This window comes from Parapedobacter lycopersici (assembly GCF_024643285.1).
Classification (GTDB): domain Bacteria; phylum Bacteroidota; class Bacteroidia; order Sphingobacteriales; family Sphingobacteriaceae; genus Parapedobacter; species Parapedobacter lycopersici.
Genome location: NZ_JAMSLW010000003.1, coordinates 392149 through 407870, shown reverse-complemented (window position 1 = coordinate 407870; position 15722 = coordinate 392149). Strand labels below are relative to the sequence as shown.

At 52.3% G+C, this 15722-nt stretch carries 18 protein-coding genes; 6 read left to right on the top strand and 12 right to left on the bottom strand.

The window, feature by feature from the left end; translation table 11 throughout:
• Window positions 1-110: 110 nt before the first annotated feature.
• The 3 genes from NEV57_RS08670 to NEV57_RS08660 form a co-directional block, all read right to left on the bottom strand.
• Window positions 111-332, bottom strand: coding sequence for a hypothetical protein (locus NEV57_RS08670; protein WP_257657921.1), 222 nt, complete (start codon window positions 330-332; stop codon window positions 111-113).
• Between the two features lie 177 nt (window positions 333-509).
• A complete protein-coding gene (locus NEV57_RS08665) occupies window positions 510-872 on the bottom strand; it encodes a hypothetical protein (protein WP_257657920.1) in 363 nt (120 codons plus the stop codon).
• 83 nt (window positions 873-955) lie between these two features.
• A complete protein-coding gene (locus NEV57_RS08660) occupies window positions 956-1678 on the bottom strand; it encodes a class I SAM-dependent methyltransferase (protein ID WP_257657919.1) in 723 nt (240 codons plus the stop codon).
• Between the two features lie 89 nt (window positions 1679-1767).
• Between NEV57_RS08660 and NEV57_RS08655 the strand changes: the two genes are divergently transcribed.
• A complete protein-coding gene (locus tag NEV57_RS08655; protein WP_257657918.1) occupies window positions 1768-2649 on the top strand; it encodes a LysR family transcriptional regulator in 882 nt (293 codons plus the stop codon).
• Window positions 2650-2805: 156 nt separating this feature from the next.
• On the top strand, window positions 2806-3393 hold the full coding sequence (locus NEV57_RS08650) for a hypothetical protein (protein WP_257657917.1): 588 nt from the start codon (window positions 2806-2808) through the stop codon (window positions 3391-3393).
• A 45-nt stretch (window positions 3394-3438) separates the two neighbouring features.
• Here NEV57_RS08650 and NEV57_RS08645 read toward each other — a convergent pair whose 3' ends face one another.
• The 7 genes from NEV57_RS08645 to NEV57_RS08615 all read right to left on the bottom strand — a co-directional run bounded on the left by NEV57_RS08645 (window position 3439) and on the right by NEV57_RS08615 (window position 9787).
• Window positions 3439-4020, bottom strand: coding sequence for an SIMPL domain-containing protein (locus tag NEV57_RS08645; RefSeq protein WP_257657916.1), 582 nt, complete (start codon window positions 4018-4020; stop codon window positions 3439-3441).
• A 63-nt stretch (window positions 4021-4083) separates the two neighbouring features.
• On the bottom strand, window positions 4084-4509 hold the full coding sequence (locus NEV57_RS08640) for a hypothetical protein (protein WP_257657915.1): 426 nt from the start codon (window positions 4507-4509) through the stop codon (window positions 4084-4086).
• Window positions 4510-4538: 29 nt separating this feature from the next.
• Window positions 4539-4892, bottom strand: coding sequence for a hypothetical protein (locus NEV57_RS08635; protein ID WP_257657914.1), 354 nt, complete (start codon window positions 4890-4892; stop codon window positions 4539-4541).
• A 98-nt stretch (window positions 4893-4990) separates the two neighbouring features.
• Window positions 4991-5632: a response regulator gene (locus NEV57_RS08630; protein WP_257657913.1), complete on the bottom strand. Its 642-nt coding sequence runs from the start codon at window positions 5630-5632 to the stop codon at window positions 4991-4993.
• A gap of 7 nt (window positions 5633-5639) precedes the next feature.
• Window positions 5640-7514: a tetratricopeptide repeat-containing sensor histidine kinase gene (locus tag NEV57_RS08625; RefSeq protein ID WP_257657912.1), complete on the bottom strand. Its 1875-nt coding sequence runs from the start codon at window positions 7512-7514 to the stop codon at window positions 5640-5642.
• 49 nt (window positions 7515-7563) lie between these two features.
• The gene (locus NEV57_RS08620) at window positions 7564-8193 is read right to left on the bottom strand and encodes a hypothetical protein (protein ID WP_257657911.1); all 630 of its coding nucleotides are present in this window, start codon (window positions 8191-8193) and stop codon (window positions 7564-7566) included.
• 712 nt (window positions 8194-8905) lie between these two features.
• Window positions 8906-9787, bottom strand: a complete 882-nt coding sequence (locus NEV57_RS08615; protein ID WP_257657910.1) for a DUF4886 domain-containing protein — start codon at window positions 9785-9787, stop codon at window positions 8906-8908.
• A gap of 121 nt (window positions 9788-9908) precedes the next feature.
• On the opposite strand from NEV57_RS08615, the gene NEV57_RS08610 reads away from it, so the two are divergent.
• Window positions 9909-10676, top strand: coding sequence for a helix-turn-helix domain-containing protein (locus NEV57_RS08610; protein ID WP_257657909.1), 768 nt, complete (start codon window positions 9909-9911; stop codon window positions 10674-10676).
• A gap of 64 nt (window positions 10677-10740) precedes the next feature.
• Window positions 10741-11133: a YciI family protein gene (locus tag NEV57_RS08605; RefSeq protein WP_257657908.1), complete on the top strand. Its 393-nt coding sequence runs from the start codon at window positions 10741-10743 to the stop codon at window positions 11131-11133.
• A gap of 46 nt (window positions 11134-11179) precedes the next feature.
• On the opposite strand, the gene NEV57_RS08600 is transcribed toward NEV57_RS08605, so the two are convergent.
• Window positions 11180-11473 (bottom strand): Smr/MutS family protein, encoded by a 294-nt coding sequence (locus tag NEV57_RS08600; protein WP_257657907.1) that lies wholly within the window; start codon window positions 11471-11473, stop codon window positions 11180-11182.
• A 196-nt stretch (window positions 11474-11669) separates the two neighbouring features.
• Here NEV57_RS08600 and NEV57_RS08595 point away from each other — a divergent pair, with 196 nt between their 5' ends.
• Together NEV57_RS08595 and NEV57_RS08590 are read left to right on the top strand one after the other, a co-directional pair.
• On the top strand, window positions 11670-12659 hold the full coding sequence (locus NEV57_RS08595; protein WP_257657906.1) for a diaminopimelate dehydrogenase: 990 nt from the start codon (window positions 11670-11672) through the stop codon (window positions 12657-12659).
• Between the two features lie 297 nt (window positions 12660-12956).
• On the top strand, window positions 12957-14843 hold the full coding sequence (locus NEV57_RS08590; RefSeq protein WP_257657905.1) for a family 20 glycosylhydrolase: 1887 nt from the start codon (window positions 12957-12959) through the stop codon (window positions 14841-14843).
• A 63-nt stretch (window positions 14844-14906) separates the two neighbouring features.
• Here the strand turns inward: NEV57_RS08590 and NEV57_RS08585 are convergent, their stop codons facing one another.
• The gene (locus NEV57_RS08585) at window positions 14907-15542 is read right to left on the bottom strand and encodes a DedA family protein (RefSeq protein ID WP_257657904.1); all 636 of its coding nucleotides are present in this window, start codon (window positions 15540-15542) and stop codon (window positions 14907-14909) included.
• Window positions 15543-15722: the final 180 nt, after the last annotated feature.

The window sequence follows — 15722 nt, the reverse complement described above, 5'->3', positions numbered from 1 at the left end:
CCGTAAGCCGGAAAGCTTACGTACGGGCACACGTATGGCTATGAGTAGTAAAAATCAGGCTATTTTTGGAGGTAGCCAGATGGAATAAAATCCGGATGAGATGAAGCCTGTCACACCTGTAAATTGCAGGTCATCGGCGTATAACGACTGGTTGATGCGCCATGTGTGAGCCAATGGCATATCGGCACAGGTAGCCGGGCAATGGCATATACGGTCAGCGCAGTGGGTGCCACAGTCATCGTGTTGTTCGCCTGGGGCGGTGCGATCGTGCTGTTGGGCATCTTCATGCATGGCTGACGGCTCGGCCCCGTCACAACAGTTTTCCATGGCATGCTCCGACCCACTTTCGCAGGCAAGACCGGCCGTTGGCATCATAAAGAAACCCAAGACCGCGACAAACCAGATGAAACACTGTTTTTTTAATCGCATATCAATATGCAAACGTACGGATTTCATCGATTAATTTCAAGCATCTTTTTTCTGAATGCCCGTACCTGCGGGCGTTTTGGTCATGAGTTCTTTTTATTCGCGAAGTACATTTTTAACCCCGTTACCTGATCTTCGGTAGTGTAACATCCCCAGCTGTAGTAGCTCTCATGCGGCTGAAAACAGACACGTATCCAGCAATTCCTGCCCTTTATCCAATAAAAGGCAGGTTCAGACGGGTCACCTGATGTCGGGTCACCGGCGGTTTCCCGCTCCCTGAAATCGTTATAAAAAGCCATGAACTGCGTAGGGGAAAACTCAAGTTCCAACTCGGTCAGCTCTTCGTTAAGCAATCCCTTCAGCCGGTGAATGCCGCTGAAACTTCCATGAACGAAACGCAGTTCCTGTTCATCGGATGGTCCACTTTGGTAGTTTGGGACTGTCATCTGATCTTGGGTTAGTCAAATATAACCGGCAATCCACCTACCCCAAATACCCAAAAGTGAGTATTTTTCTATTGGTCAGCGACTTACTTTATCGCACCAAAGGAAGCAAAACAGAGGTGCTTATGAAGTACCTCCACACTACGAAAGCCTACCTTTTCCAGCAATTTCATCTGATCATTTAACGAATGGGGCGTATCCTCCTTTTCAATATAGGCAAATACGTTATCCCGGTATGCCTCATCCTTAAGTCCTGCCAGGTAATTCCCATAGCGTTCGTTATAGACAAGGTGCTGAATGGCCGGCGTTTCCTGGACCACCAGATCCGCTATCCAAAGGCTCCCGCCGGGTTTCAGCAGTCGGTACAGTTTAGTAAACACAGCCTCCCAGTCACGGTCGTCGCGCAAGTGATGCAGTACTGCCGCAGCCATAATGGTACAATAGTGTCCCTCCGGCAAGGATGCTGTACGGATATCGCCCTGCACCAATGTAATGGCGCCCGTATTGACCGCTGACACCCGTTCCCTGGCCCGGTTGAGCATGGGTTGACTTAAGTCGAGCAACGTACAGTCCAATGGTGCTTTTCTGTTCAGTAACTTCAACGTATAGTTTCCCGCCCCGCAGCCGACATCCAATACTGTTTTCAGGTTGGGTGAATGGGCCATAATGCTATCGATAATAAGCTCCATGTTGAATGCCGCATCGATAGTCGTCTGCTGGCCTGTTTCCAAATTCGAAAAACGGTCGACGTCATTGTCAAACCGGGCTTTAATTTCCTGTACGGTGGATTTGTCCGAAAAATGTTCCATGCTGTTCGTTGTTTATGAAACAAAGCTACTCATCCATACTATACTTTAAAAATACTATTATTTGCAATTATTAATACCTTTGGAGTATTATGGAATTACGGCATCTTATTTATTTCAAAACGGTGGCCGAGCTGCTGCATTTCAGCAAGGCGGCAGCGCAATTGCATATTTCCCAGCCGCCGTTGACACGGCAGATCAAGGAACTGGAAAATGAGCTGGGTGCCGTACTGTTTCACCGAAACAACAAGCGGGTGGCGCTTACGGACGCCGGGCGTTATTTTCTTGGCGAATGCGAGCTACTCATCCAGCAACTGGAACGCAGTAAACAGGCAGTCAGGCAGATTCATCAGTCGGTGAGCGGTGAATTCCAGATCGGATACATCAGCTCCACCCCATTGACTGCACTTGCGGCTGTGTTGCGACAGCTCAATGTCCGCTATCCTTTATTGAAAACCCGTGTATATGAACTTTCCACGGCCAAGCAGGTTAGCGCCCTGGAAGCCGGAAAGCTTGATGTCGGTATCCTGCGGGCACCGGTAGCCTCTACGCAACTGGACATTACCTCGCTTTGGCAGGATCAGTTCGCATTGGTGTGTGCAGCCGAGCATCCGGTTTTATTAAACGCAGACGTACTCGCCAAGGCACCATTCATTTCCTACAACAGCACCTATGCACCGTACTATCACCAGCAGTTTATCGCCTGCTGCCAGCGCATCGGATTCATGCCTCAGGTTATCCATGAGTGCAACAGCATGCATTCCATCCTCAGCCTCGTTGAAAGTGGATTGGGTGTGGCATTAGTCCCGGTCTCCATCATGCAGCAATACCCCTACCTGAAACTGCAGTTTACTGAATTGATTGATATACCCGTCTATACTGAGATCGTCATGGCTCACCATAGGCAAACCGAACATCCGGCACTGGCTGATTTTATTTCGCTGAGCCACTTGTTCAAGACATCCGCCGGATAACCTATAATAAACTCGACCGGCCTATAAAATTGCCAAACACCCTGTAATCCCGACGAACCAGCAGTAATCACGACATTACGTCTGATTGAACCGATGGCTATTGATTCATATCCCTGAAAATCCTTATCTTCGTAAAAGGCACCAATATTTCATACCATGAAAACGTTCCCCCTTTTCGCCCTGCTGATGCTCTGGCTCTCCGCCGGCGCCCGGCAAACGCCTCAGGCGCTGCCTGCAGATGTCCTGATCAAGATCGCAGTAATGGCTGCTCCCGAGGAAAAACGGGCCGACGCCACGGTGTACGGATATTCCGCTACCGGCGAATTCGTTACACTTCGTGAGGGAAATAACGATTTTATCTGTTTAGCGCCCGATATGCGGCAGGATGGCAGCACACTACAGGCATTTGCCTACCCCAAGAGCCTTGATCCGTTCATGGCCCGGGGGAGGGAGCTCACTGCTGAAGGCAAGCGCACTGAACGCGATTCCATCCGGGAGGCAGAAATCCGATCGGGTAAACTGCAGATGCCACAGGCACCTTCTACGTTGTATGCTTACTCAGGCGACCGGACGAACCTCGACCCGAATACCGGCGAGATCCGTGATGCCAAACGGCGCTACGTAGTTTACATACCCTATGCCAGGGCCGCTGATCTGGGCTTATCCAATAAACCTGCGGCGCCCGGCATGCCCTGGCTGATGGATGAGGGTACTTACAAAGCGCATATCATGATCACACCCTAGTAGCATTGCTACAAAGAGTCGCGCTTCCGTTTCAATAGGATCTTGCTATTCCGTTGCGAATTTCACTAACACATAGTATTTTCCCATTTTTTCACCGTCATAAAACGTCTCGACCTGACCGGTATAAAGACGGCTCTGGTCGGCTACCGATACGACGTCACCGATGGTTTTTCCCATCGCTTTTGCAACGGTCTCGGCGCTCTTCTTTGCATCCTGCAGCGCGGCCGTGATTACTTTAGTCGGGTCGGCAAGCGGCTTATAGTACGTCTGGCCTCCGGAAACATAGATCCCGTTCAGCCGTTTGACCGCAATGAGCTGCTCTATTTCCGCTGTGGATGTGGTTTCAAACTGATACACAACCGCGTCGTCTTCCTGGGCAGCCGCATAATATTTTGGCCGTTCCGCCGGTTTGAACCGGTCCCGGTCAAAACCGTTTTCTTCCATCTGCCTGAAAAACTGGCTTGTCAATTCATCCAGCGACGGTTTATCCCGCTGATCGTAACTATAATAATTCAACGGCGAAATGGTGATATCAGCCTGATAACGGTCAATTTCTCTTGGGTACTCGGCCACGCCCTGCACCTCGATTACGGTGCCCTGGGCGAACAGCGCAACGGCGAACAGCATTGCGCATAATGTTATACATAGTGATTTCATCGTCTTACACTTATATTTATCGAATACCTGAGATTAAGCCACTGCAAACATAAACGATGCAATAATCATCCAACCGCCCACGATGATGCCCAGTAATCCCAGTCTTCCCTGCTGGGGAGCGATCTTCGCCCGGAGCCGTTCGGCCTTTTCCTGCGCTGACACATTACCCGAAAGGAACAGTTTGTTGATGAGCGGATACCCCAGCATAAAACCGAGTCCGGCCTGCACCGCACTACCGGCTAGGAGGGTAATCCACCAGATCGGGACAGTTGTCAGCCACCCCATATTAAGAACGGCCTGTATAATGCCCCAAATGCCAAAAAAACAAAAAATCAGGCCTATCCAGCCCTGAAAAGGGGCTACTTTTTCCAATAACTCCCGGGCATTGGGTTTTCGCGACAAGATCAGCGAAGGAACAGCGATAACGCTGAGTAAAATAAGGGTGATTCCGTAAATCATGATTATTAGATTTTATAGTGAATAAAAGATTAACTAACTGATGCGATTGCGCCTATGATCATCGTCACTGCCAGCAACAGCAATGCGATGGACAGCAGGATCAGACCCATATAGTAGTACCAAGGTGCCTTAAGCTTCCGGCCAACCACCGTTGCAGTGGCATTCAGGTCCGGCGGCATCTGATACAGGGTGAGGGATTGCCGACAGTGTGAGCAAACCGAATATACCCGCTTGGCATACGGAAATACCGGAATCCAGAAAATGTGGAAATACATCGTACAGGCCTGTGCGAATAAAGTACCGCGATTATCGCAGTATCCACAGGAGTGGCCTGGCAATTCAGCCAGCCCCAGTTTTCGTTCCCTTGTTCCAAAAATAATCATCGCTCATGGATTTGAAACAAAGATGCGGCGAACCGACACCTCCTGCAATACGGTTTCCCATGAAAACCGCTCCCCTGTTTTCCGGGGTGGGAAAGGTGTTATTCGACCAGTCCGAGTCTAATGGCATGCCTGGTCAATCCGGCCAGGTTGCGTACATTCAGTTTCGCAAACAGCGTTTTACGATAACTCTCCACCGTATGTTTACTCAGGAACAGTTTATCTGCAATCTCCTGCGTAGTATATTCTTCGGCAATGAGCTTCAGTATCGACTTCTCCCGTTCCGTCAGCAGCTCGAGCGTTTCCTTTTTCCTGCTGAACGCGCTGTCAGCATAAGCCTGTTTCACCGATGCCGAGAAGTACTTCTCTCCCCGGAGTATGGTACGGATAGCCGTCAGGAATTCAGCTGAATCGGCATTCTTGGACAGGTAACCGTCTACGTCGTGCCGTACCAATGCATCCACCATGTCGACATCCATATGCATGCTCACCACCAGTGTCCTGATTTCCGGTCGGGTGGCCTTCAGGTGATTATTCAGTGCGATGCCATCAAAATCCGGCATGCTGATATCTGTGATTACCAGGTGTATCGTTTCCTCCGGGTGGCTATCCACATATTGCGCTACGTATTTCCCGCCGTGGGCGTGATACAACACGTGCAGGTCATCTTCAAGTTTAATGAGCCGTACCAACCCCTCCAGGAACAGCCGATGATCATCAGCCAGTACAATGTTATATTTCATGTGTCGTCTATTTAACCGGTATCTCAATATTCACCACGGTGCCGCGCCCGGGCAGGGAGTCGATGTCCATGCTTCCGCCGTGGATTTTCAACCGTTCGCGGATGTTCTGCAGTCCAATACCGGGGGATGTCCTGCTCACATCGAACCCCCGGCCATTATCTTCAAAAATTAACGCCAGCGCATTATCCAATAGCGTCAGCTGGATGGTAATCCGCGAAGCAGCCGCATGTTTCTGCGCATTGGTCATCAGCTCCTGGACGACGGCATATACTGCCACCTTAAGTGATGTGGGCAGCAGATTAACCGCTTCCTCAGGATAAGCTTCAAAATGAACCTCCCGTTCCGGATCGCGCCGGAATCCCTGCAGGTACGAATTAACCAATTCCGTAAACCCGGTGTTGCTGAATTTCCGCGGCATCAGGTTGTGCGATAAATCCCGAACCTGCTGATACGTATCATCCACCTGATTGATCACGGTCCCGGCATTGCCACCAGCCAGCGAAAGCTGCATTTTGATGGCTGCGAGATTACCTCCGATGCTGTCGTGCAACTCCTTGGCAATCCGTTTCCGTTCCTGTTCCTGTCCTTCCACGGAGGCGGCCAACAGCTCCAGTTCCTTCTCTTTCAGCATCGCCCGGATCTGTTGCTGGTTGGTTTCTTCCAGACTGGCGTTCAGCCGGCTCTGTGCCTGCAATTTCTGGTAGTACAGGTACAGCAGGCCGATCACCGGTATCAGGACCACAATGAAACCGATCAGCAAGGCATACTTCACAGTTTTCTGGTAATTCAGTTCACTTTCCTTCCGCAGGATTTCCTTCTCTTTCTGTGCAGTCAGGTACTTAACTTCCAGTTCGTTTACCTCTCTCCTGTTCTGTTGCTCCGCGATTTCACCGGTCACACGCCTGTACTGCGACATCAGGGCATAAGCGTTTTTGTAATCACCGATGGTAGCGTGCAGTTGCTGCAGGCTGTTCAGCACATCCCGCTGGGCCTCCAGGTCCCCCCATTGCATGGTATTGACATAAACCATGGAAAGCAGGATACGCGCATTATCGTAGTCTTTTTCCGCGATCAGCAGGTCGCCCATGCGCTGTCCCGCCTGAATATAAATATCAAAATACCGGTGTTCCAGTGCGCGGTCCTTTACCTTTTCATATCGCGTGAACGCACTATCCGGCTGGCCGCCGGCCTCCGCCGCCATGGCCAGGTACAGGCGCGTTTCCAGCAACTGTTTCAGCTCCTCTGCTTCCGAAAAATAGCGCTGGGCCAATTCAAGATATCCCCTTGCCTGTTCCGGATCCTGCAGCGCCAGGTAACTCATGCCCAACCGTTTATTAACCTGCTGTACCAGCTCGGCATCTTTCGATTGTTTCTGTATTTCCCGGTAAATTGAAATGGCTTTAGGGTATTCCTTCCGCAGGAAATACACCGTCGCCTGTCCAAATCGGTTTCGGTTGACCATGGATTCGTCGGCGAGCTTCTCTCCTGTACCGATACCCGCCAGGTAATGCCGTAACGCCTCCTCATACAGGCCTTTTTCCTGGTATGCCCGGGCCAGCGCGTTGACTGCGGATGCCGTATACCGGCTTTTTTCCCTTTCCTCCAATGTACTTTCTGCCAGCCGACGCTGGATGTCCTGTGCATAGAAAATAACGGAGTCGTGCGTACCGGCCGCTTCGTGAAAATGAATCAGCGCCTGTCCGGCGAGCACCCTTTCGGTCAGGTTACCGGCTGTATGCCATTTTCCCAGCAGGGAGTCAGGTGTCTTGATGGGCAGCGTCCCGAACGCGGAAAACCGCGATCCTGACACCGGTGCAGCGGACTGGCCCAAACCTATTGTCACTACGATACAAAGCCCGATTATGGAAAACAACCGTTTCATTTCCGATTCGTTATAGTGACAATATCAACCATAGGGCCACGTTATCCCGTTACCGGAAGCGCAATAAATCGTTGGTTACCCGCTGTGCCCGTACCATATCTCGAGTATTTTTTATCAGTGTCTGCTGCTGCCGGATCAATTGCTGGTTTTGCTGTGCCAGCTGCCGGAGTTGCTGATGCTGCAGATCGCGGCTGGCCTCTTCCTCATACAGGTTAATTCCCTCCCGCAGTGTTGCAATACGTCCATTTTCGACATATTCCAGCAATTTAGTACAGGCGTGCAGGGTACGGTATTTCGGCGGCAGCACACTGTCCTTCTCCAGCTCATCAGCCAGCAGGTTCATCTCTGCAATCATCGGCGTAAATTCAGTGGTTGCCTGCCGTTCCATGGCCGTTTTCTTTCTGCGGTCCAGTATTGGACCAATGACATATTGCATGGCTGCAATGCTTCCGCCGAACGACAGCAAGCCCGGCACAACCACACCCTGTCCCTGCAGGTCACCGATACGGTACCAGAGCAGGTAAATGATCCAGCCCGCCGCAACGCCCCACCATACAAACATCCGTCGCCGGCTGTAAAGTTGTATACGGAATTTCCGCTGTTCCATGTGTTCGTCCAGTTCAACATAACGTGCGATCCGGACGTGTGCCTGTTGTAAATTTTGGTAGATACTTTCCATGTACATGGGGTTACTTCACCGGCAAATATAACATTTCTCACTAAACGGGCAGGGCCGCGGGAAGCGGTTTCTGTATGCCGCTTTATCCGGCTTATACCCATCAATGCAAACGGGTGTTTGCAAGAACGATAGCGAAGCTTACGCAATTTTTCTATTATAATCAATTAATTCATATAGATAACATAATTAATTGAATATAAATAGTTAATAAAAATACATAGAATATAATCTAATATATTAAAAATACAGGTAAAATAGAAACAAAAACTACATATAACAATCATAATTAATTAATAAACAGAAATAAATGATATTTAATAATCAGCATTAGCAGTAAATAGTACCTCCTGTCCATATAGTCATTAAAACAACGCAATACTCGGTAGTAAAACAATAAAACCGGTCGTTTCCGGAAACAAGAAGTGCGTGATTTTTATCCTGCTGTTACCGCCCGGAGAGGCCGCAGAAAGATGTGTTTTTACGTTACACCGTACAGACATCCGCACCATATAGCGGGTGGTAAAAATCGGATGGCGTACGTATGAGGTTATTGGTCGATCAGTCTGTTTTTGCCGGCAGGTACCGTCCGCAAAACAGGGCGCCTCCCCACCCCGTTCCGTGCGTTGGGACCATTCGGATACGGGAGAATATCCGGCCGTTCATTCCATGCGACCGGAGCTAAAAGTATGCTGATACCGTTGCCGATCGCGGGTCAGGGCGTGGCCTCCAAAGCCGCTGCATCTGCGGCAACAGCCGTCACTGAAAACGGCGACATTACGGCGGCATGGGCAGCTTCCCGGGCCACTTCAGCTTCGGCTTCCGACACCCCATCCGGACGATAATCCCCGACAGGTGCCGGTTCTCCGAATAGCGATTCGAACCACGTACATGCGGCAATAAACCGTCCGATATGCAAATCCAGGTGATAGCCGTCGCGCGTTAAATGATCCCCTAGGAAGCTTGTCCTGGCATTCTGGATCGCCGTGCCGGCTGGAATCAGCAAATCCAGCGGGATCAGCGTTTTCACCTGTCCCGAAGCCTCCATAATCGCCCTATACATGGTTTGCTGATCATTATCGTAATTTGCAAACCCCTGATGAGTGGAATTGGCCGCATACGCCCATGTCTGGTGCCAGCTGTAACGCACACTGCCACCCGTTACGCTATCAATGTAATGGTGCAGCGCGGGCAACGGCTGACGGTAGGTATCAAACTGGCCCGACAACGGACTGGCTTGCTGAAGCGACACATAATCCCAGGGTTCATCGCGCAGGGCCATGCGGATACTGGTATGCTCGGTGGTGGTCTTCACACCGTCAGCTGTAATTTTCCGATAGCTGTATGCTGCACTGTCCGATTGCACGTTTGCCAGGTGTTTGGCCAGCGGCGCCCCACCGATATACAGGTTACCGATGATCATGGGTTTTCCGGCCGCTTCGGCCAGTTCATACAGGTATTGTTCTACCGCATCCTGCGAAAAACTGTTGCCAATGGCCAGCACACGCAGGGTATCGCTCCGCTCCGCAGCCCGGATGTGGGCCATACCGACAATAAACAATACACAGAGGAGGATCGATCGTTTTAATGTTTGCATGATCAATATTAAGGAAAATTGACCCGATTTGCAACTACAGCAGCTGGGTAAAAGCAGCAAAAGATGACGGTACCATTATCAAGATATATCCCGATTCGTCTATTTTTGTTAGCCGATGACCATGGAAACCCATATACCCAGCCCCGTGTTGCGACCTTATATCAGGGCATTTCACGTCATTGAGAGCCAGGGACTACCCCTCCAAAACCGGGTACTGCCGGATACGGCGATTGCACTGGCTTTCCGCTTCGGCGGACAGGTAGCTTATGGGCACGACCGGCACACCGTCCTTCCCGAAGCATCGCTGACAGGACTGCGCCAATCGGCTCGCCTCATCAATTACCTCCCCCACTCAGGCACCATCGTGGTGCTGCTGAAGGAAGGGATGGCTCCGGCCCTGTTCCGTAATCCGCTTCATGAGCTGACCGGGCTTACCCTCGGTTTGGACACCTGCTTTTCAGCCACTGAAATCGCCCGTGTACAGGATCAGTTGACCGGGGCCCGAAATCACCGCATGCGGGTGGCTGTCCTGGAGGACTTCCTGCTGGCCAGGTTGCGGCCCCTAGGGCCCGATCCTGCCATGATCCGTGCCGTTTCAGCTATCCATCAGGCGAAAGGCAGATTATCCATATCCGGACTGGCAGACAACGCCTGTCTGAGTCAGGATGCTTTCGAAAAGCGGTTCCGGCGAACCATAGGCATATCACCCAAACCGTTTGCCGCCATCGTTCGCCTGCGGACACTTATCAGTCAGTACGGACACGGTCAATCTTTTCAACGCCTGGCACTGGAGGGTGACTACTTTGATCAAGCGCATTTCAATCGGGCCTTCAAACGGTTCACCGGCCTGCCGCCCCGCGAATTCTTCGACCAATCCCGCTTTTGGTAATCAATGATTTTTTACAAGGATGGCAGCCTATACGGACCGACCTTTGTGAAAAACAAGGATAACAATGATTACAACGATCTTAATGACAATCGCCGGCCTGCCAGTAGGTGAGCCGAAGACGGCATCGGCCCTTAAAAAGTTTGTATTGGTGGTACGGGTACCGCAAACCTATGACAGCGAACAGGCAAAAAAGGTTGGTCCTGCGTGGGATATGACCCTCGAATCGTGGAAAACCGAAGGAGTATACGTGGAGAGTTTCGCTTTTCCCGCACCGGGTTACATCGTTACGGGGCGCGACAGGCAGGTGGAAGCGGGTCTGGTTACGTGGGGCGGGCAAAAAGTGGTAAGCATTGTCGTGCTCCAGGCAGAAAATATCACCCAGGCAACCGCATTGGCTAAACAATGCCCCATACTGGAGCATGGCGGTACCGTAGAGGTGCGTGAGCGGCCGCAATAACGTTGGGCCCAGCCGATTTGTAACCTGTTGCTGCGGGTAAATTCCATCAGGAATACCGGATAATCACGTTCACCATACCCGGATTGAAAAAAGAAGGTTCATGCGATTCGATTAACCCTTTGCGCTCGTATACACGCAGTTCCTGGTATACGCGGTCGCGCAATGCACCGGTACCCTGACCGTGGATGAAGCGGATTTCCTGCTGACCATTGGCAATGGCGCTATCCAGTGCCGTGCGCATACGCTCGATGCTCAGCTGTACCATGTCTTCGCCACTGAGGCCGGACGTGTTGCGCATGAATGCACGGAGATGCAGGTCCACTTCCTGTACGGGTGCCATAACGCAAATTTAGGAATAAAACTGATGGATCAATAGCCGTACTGTCCGGCTCCGGCAGGTACCCGGGCCGGACAGTACCGGGGCCGTGTAGGCGATCGAAGTCCTACGATCAAACCGATTCCCTATCCTATGATATTTTACTTAATTTCGCCGGCCGAACCCCGCCGGGGTCATCGTTAAATAAGCAGATCAACTAATGGAAAAAGAATCGCGCGACATCCTGCGGATCGGGATTGTCGGTTATGGAAACCTGGGAAAAGGTGTCGAACTCGCTATCCGGCAGCAGCCGGATATGGAACTGGTAGCTGTTTTCACCCGGCGGCCGCCTGGCGCGCTGGCGGGTGTGGCAAATGCAATACCTTACACACAGCTCGCCGAATACCGGGAGGCTATCGACGTCATGATCCTCTGCGGCGGGTCTTCAACCGACCTGCCTGAGCAGGTGCTTTCCGTTGCCCGGCTGTTCCACACGGTGGATAGCTTCGATACGCATGCCAAAATTCCGGCCTATTTCGCACAGGTGGATGATGTATCCCGCGCTGCCGGTACACTTTCACTGATATCCACCGGCTGGGACCCGGGACTGTTCTCGCTGGCCCGCCTGCTGGGACTGAGCATACTGCCCGAGGGCGAGGAATATACGTTCTGGGGAAAAGGCCTCAGCCAGGGGCACTCGGATGCTGTACGACGGGTCGCGGGCGTCAAAAACGGCGTGCAGTACACCCTGCCGCTGGAAGATGTCATTGCGCAGGTGCGTTCAGGTGAAACCCCTGAGCTCAGTGCAGCGGCCCGCCACCGGCGCGTTTGCTACGTGGTGGCACAGGAAGGGGCCGACCGCGGTGAAATCGAGAAAAACATCAAGGAGATGCCCCATTACTTCAAACCCTACGACACCACGGTACACTTCATCGATGAAGAAGAGCTGCAGGCAAACCACTCCGGCATGCCCCACGGCGGCACCGTATTCCGGTCGGGCATCACAGGCAACGGTTCGCGGCAGCGCATCGAATTCAGCCTGGCGCTGGAGAGCAACCCCGAGTTTACGGCCAGTGTGCTGGTTGCGTGTGCACGTGCAGTGGGTAAACTGGCCAACGAAGGCCACACCGGTGCCCGCACCGTATTCGACATCCCGCTCGGTTACCTGTCGCCGCTGTCGGCAGCCGCCCTCCGGGAAACCCTGTTATAACCGGTTCCGGTAGCCCGGGGTTGTTCCCCGGGCTGCTTCATGGTTTCAGGTTGTGTGCCAGGCGACTTTTTTCGCGGGACGATAGTTTCAATCCTTTCAACACCAACAGCTGATTACCGGCTGACAAGTAATTACCCCCCTGAGCGCTTATTGCCGGCCGCTGATAGCCTGCCGTTAAAAAAATAAATTCCGCGCTTGCATAACCAATCGGTATTTCCTACCTTACCCCTCAGTAACCCCATCATCCTCAAACCGTTGGCGTTACTCCTCAATTACTCACAGACTAACTCAGCGATTATGGCAAGCATTTATCACGCTATCTTATCCTTAATTACCATTGTCCTCTTTTCCCTGCCCGCATGGGCCACAGACGGGGACCCCATCCACCTGATTCCCGAACCGGTGCATATGGAAGCGCAAAGCGGAACATTTGTACTCGATGACCAGGTGAACCTGGCAACTGATTCCAATGATCCGGCGCTCCGCAAAAGCCTGAACTGGTTTACCGAGACGGTTAAAAGCGTAACCGGGGTAACCATCGGCCGCACCGGATCGAAGGAAATCCACATCAACCTGAACAAAACAGCCGATTCGCAGCTGGGTAACGAGGGCTATCGCCTGGCAGTCGCACCCGGCAGCATCTCATTAACTGCCAACACCGCAGCCGGTGCGTTCTATGGCATGCAAACCATCCTGCAATTACTGCCGCCGGCACTAACCGCCGGAACAGGCGACTGGCAGATTCCTGCCGTCAACATCACCGATTATCCACGCTTCGGGTGGCGCGGGCTTATGCTGGACGTCAGCCGGCATTTTTTCACCAAAGATGAAGTCAAGCGATTCATCGATGAAATGGTCCGGTACAAATACAACACCTTTCACTGGCACCTGACCGACGATAACGGCTGGCGGATTGAAATCAAGGCGCTGCCCGAACTCACCCAGAAGGGCGCCTACCGGGTAAAGCGCACCGGCCGATGGGGCACCTTCCAGCCAGCGCTGGCCAACGAAGAGGCCACTGACGGCGGCTTTTACACACAGGAAGATATCAAAGAGATCATTCAGTATGCAAGCGACCGTTACATCACCATCTTACCCGAAATTGACGTACCCGGGCACAGCCTGTCGCTGATCAGCACCTACCCCGAACTGAGCAGTACGCAGAAACCCTACAGCGTCAATGCAGGCTGGCGGAACCAGCCGCAGGACGACAACGTACTGGACCCGTCAAACGAAGCCGTATACCAGAAACTGGATATCATCTTCGGCGAAATAGCTGAATTGTTCCCCAACCCCTACATCCATATCGGTGGCGACGAAGCGTATAAAACCTACTGGGCAATGAACCCGAACTGCCAGGAGCTAATGAAAAGAGAAGGACTAAAGAACGTCGAGGAACTGCAGAGCTACTTCATAAAACGCCTGGTTAAAATCCTGCATTCCAAGGGCAAGAAGCTGATTGGCTGGGATGAAATCCTGGAGGGCGGACTGGCCCCCGAAGCCACCGTGATGAGCTGGCGCGGAATGAGCGGCGGTATTGAAGCGGCGAAAATGAACCACCACGTGGTGATGACCCCCTGGGATTATGTGTACCTCGATCTGTATCAGGGCGACCCGCTGGTGGAGCCCGACACCTACGGCATGTGCCGGCTGATCGACAGCTATCAGTATGAGCCGGTGCCCGAAGGCGTGGACGAAGCGCTGATTTTAGGCGGGCAGGGCAACGTATGGTCAGAGTCCATTCCCACATTCAGGCACCTGGAATACATGATCTGGCCGCGCGCCATCGCCTTGTCCGAAGTGTATTGGAGCCCCAAGGCCAAGAAAAACTGGGAAGACTTTTTCCAGCGCCTGGAATGGGAGTTCAAACGCCTGGATGCCCAGGATATCAATTACGCCAAAAGCGCATATGATGTCATCTTTAACCCCACCAACATCCGCGGCCAAGGGGTATCGGTAACCCTGGCGACCGAGGCACCGGGCCTGGATATCTATTACACATTTGACCATACGATCCCCGATTTACACGCCCGGAAATACGACGGCTCCAACTTAACATTTCCCGTTGGCGCATCGCAGCTCAACGCCATTACCTACCGGGATGGAAAACCCATCGGCAGGCAGATCAACATTTCAAAAGAGGAACTGGTTAAACGCGGCAATGCACAGCCGCATGTCTATTAAGCACTGACATTGACACATTAAGCCACCCTGCCGGTGAGGCGGTGGTGGCCATTACCGCAACCGCTATTCGGATTCCTGCGCAGCCGGGGAAACGGCCGAAACGGCCGCCTTCTTCCGGACACCCAGGATAATTTTAGCGGCCACCGGAATGGTCACCACCACCACGATGCCGACCACCACGTAATTGAGGTACGGCTGCAGGAACGGCATGCTGCCGATCAGGTAACCGGCAAAGGCAAATGAGGTGATCCACACCACGGAACCGGCAAAGGAAAACAGCAGGAGCCGGCTGAATTTCACCCGGATGATGCCGGCGACTATCGGCCCGAACGTACGGATCAGCGGGAAAAAAACACCCAGCGACAACGCCCACGCACCGTATTTCTTATAAAAATCCGACGCGGCGGTCAGGTGCTGCTGCTTAAAAAACTTCGATTCCGACCGGCGGTACAGCAACGGACCCGCCTTATAGCCGATCAGGTAGCCGGTAATGTTACCCAGCACACAGGCCGCCACACCCAGGCAGCACAGCGTTAAAAAACCATGCGCAAACAAGCCGTTGGCCACCATCACGCCCGCCGCAAACAGGAACGCCCCGCTGGGGATAAAAAAACAGAAAAATAAGCCGGTCTGCCCGTAAATGGCCAGCAGTACCGCCAATAACCCGCCGTACTGGATCAGTGCCTCCGCATCAAACATAGTCTTCGATTAGCGTGCAAAAGAATTATGCGTTGTCGCCGTCAAAGATAGGGAATTCATATCCGTATTTTAAAACAGCCCAGCCCATACCATTGCAGCGGCGGCCGGTCTGTGCCGCCAGGCGACTAACCGATTGCGCTATTAAAACGTAACGATAGGTTAACAGGACATGTGTAGCTT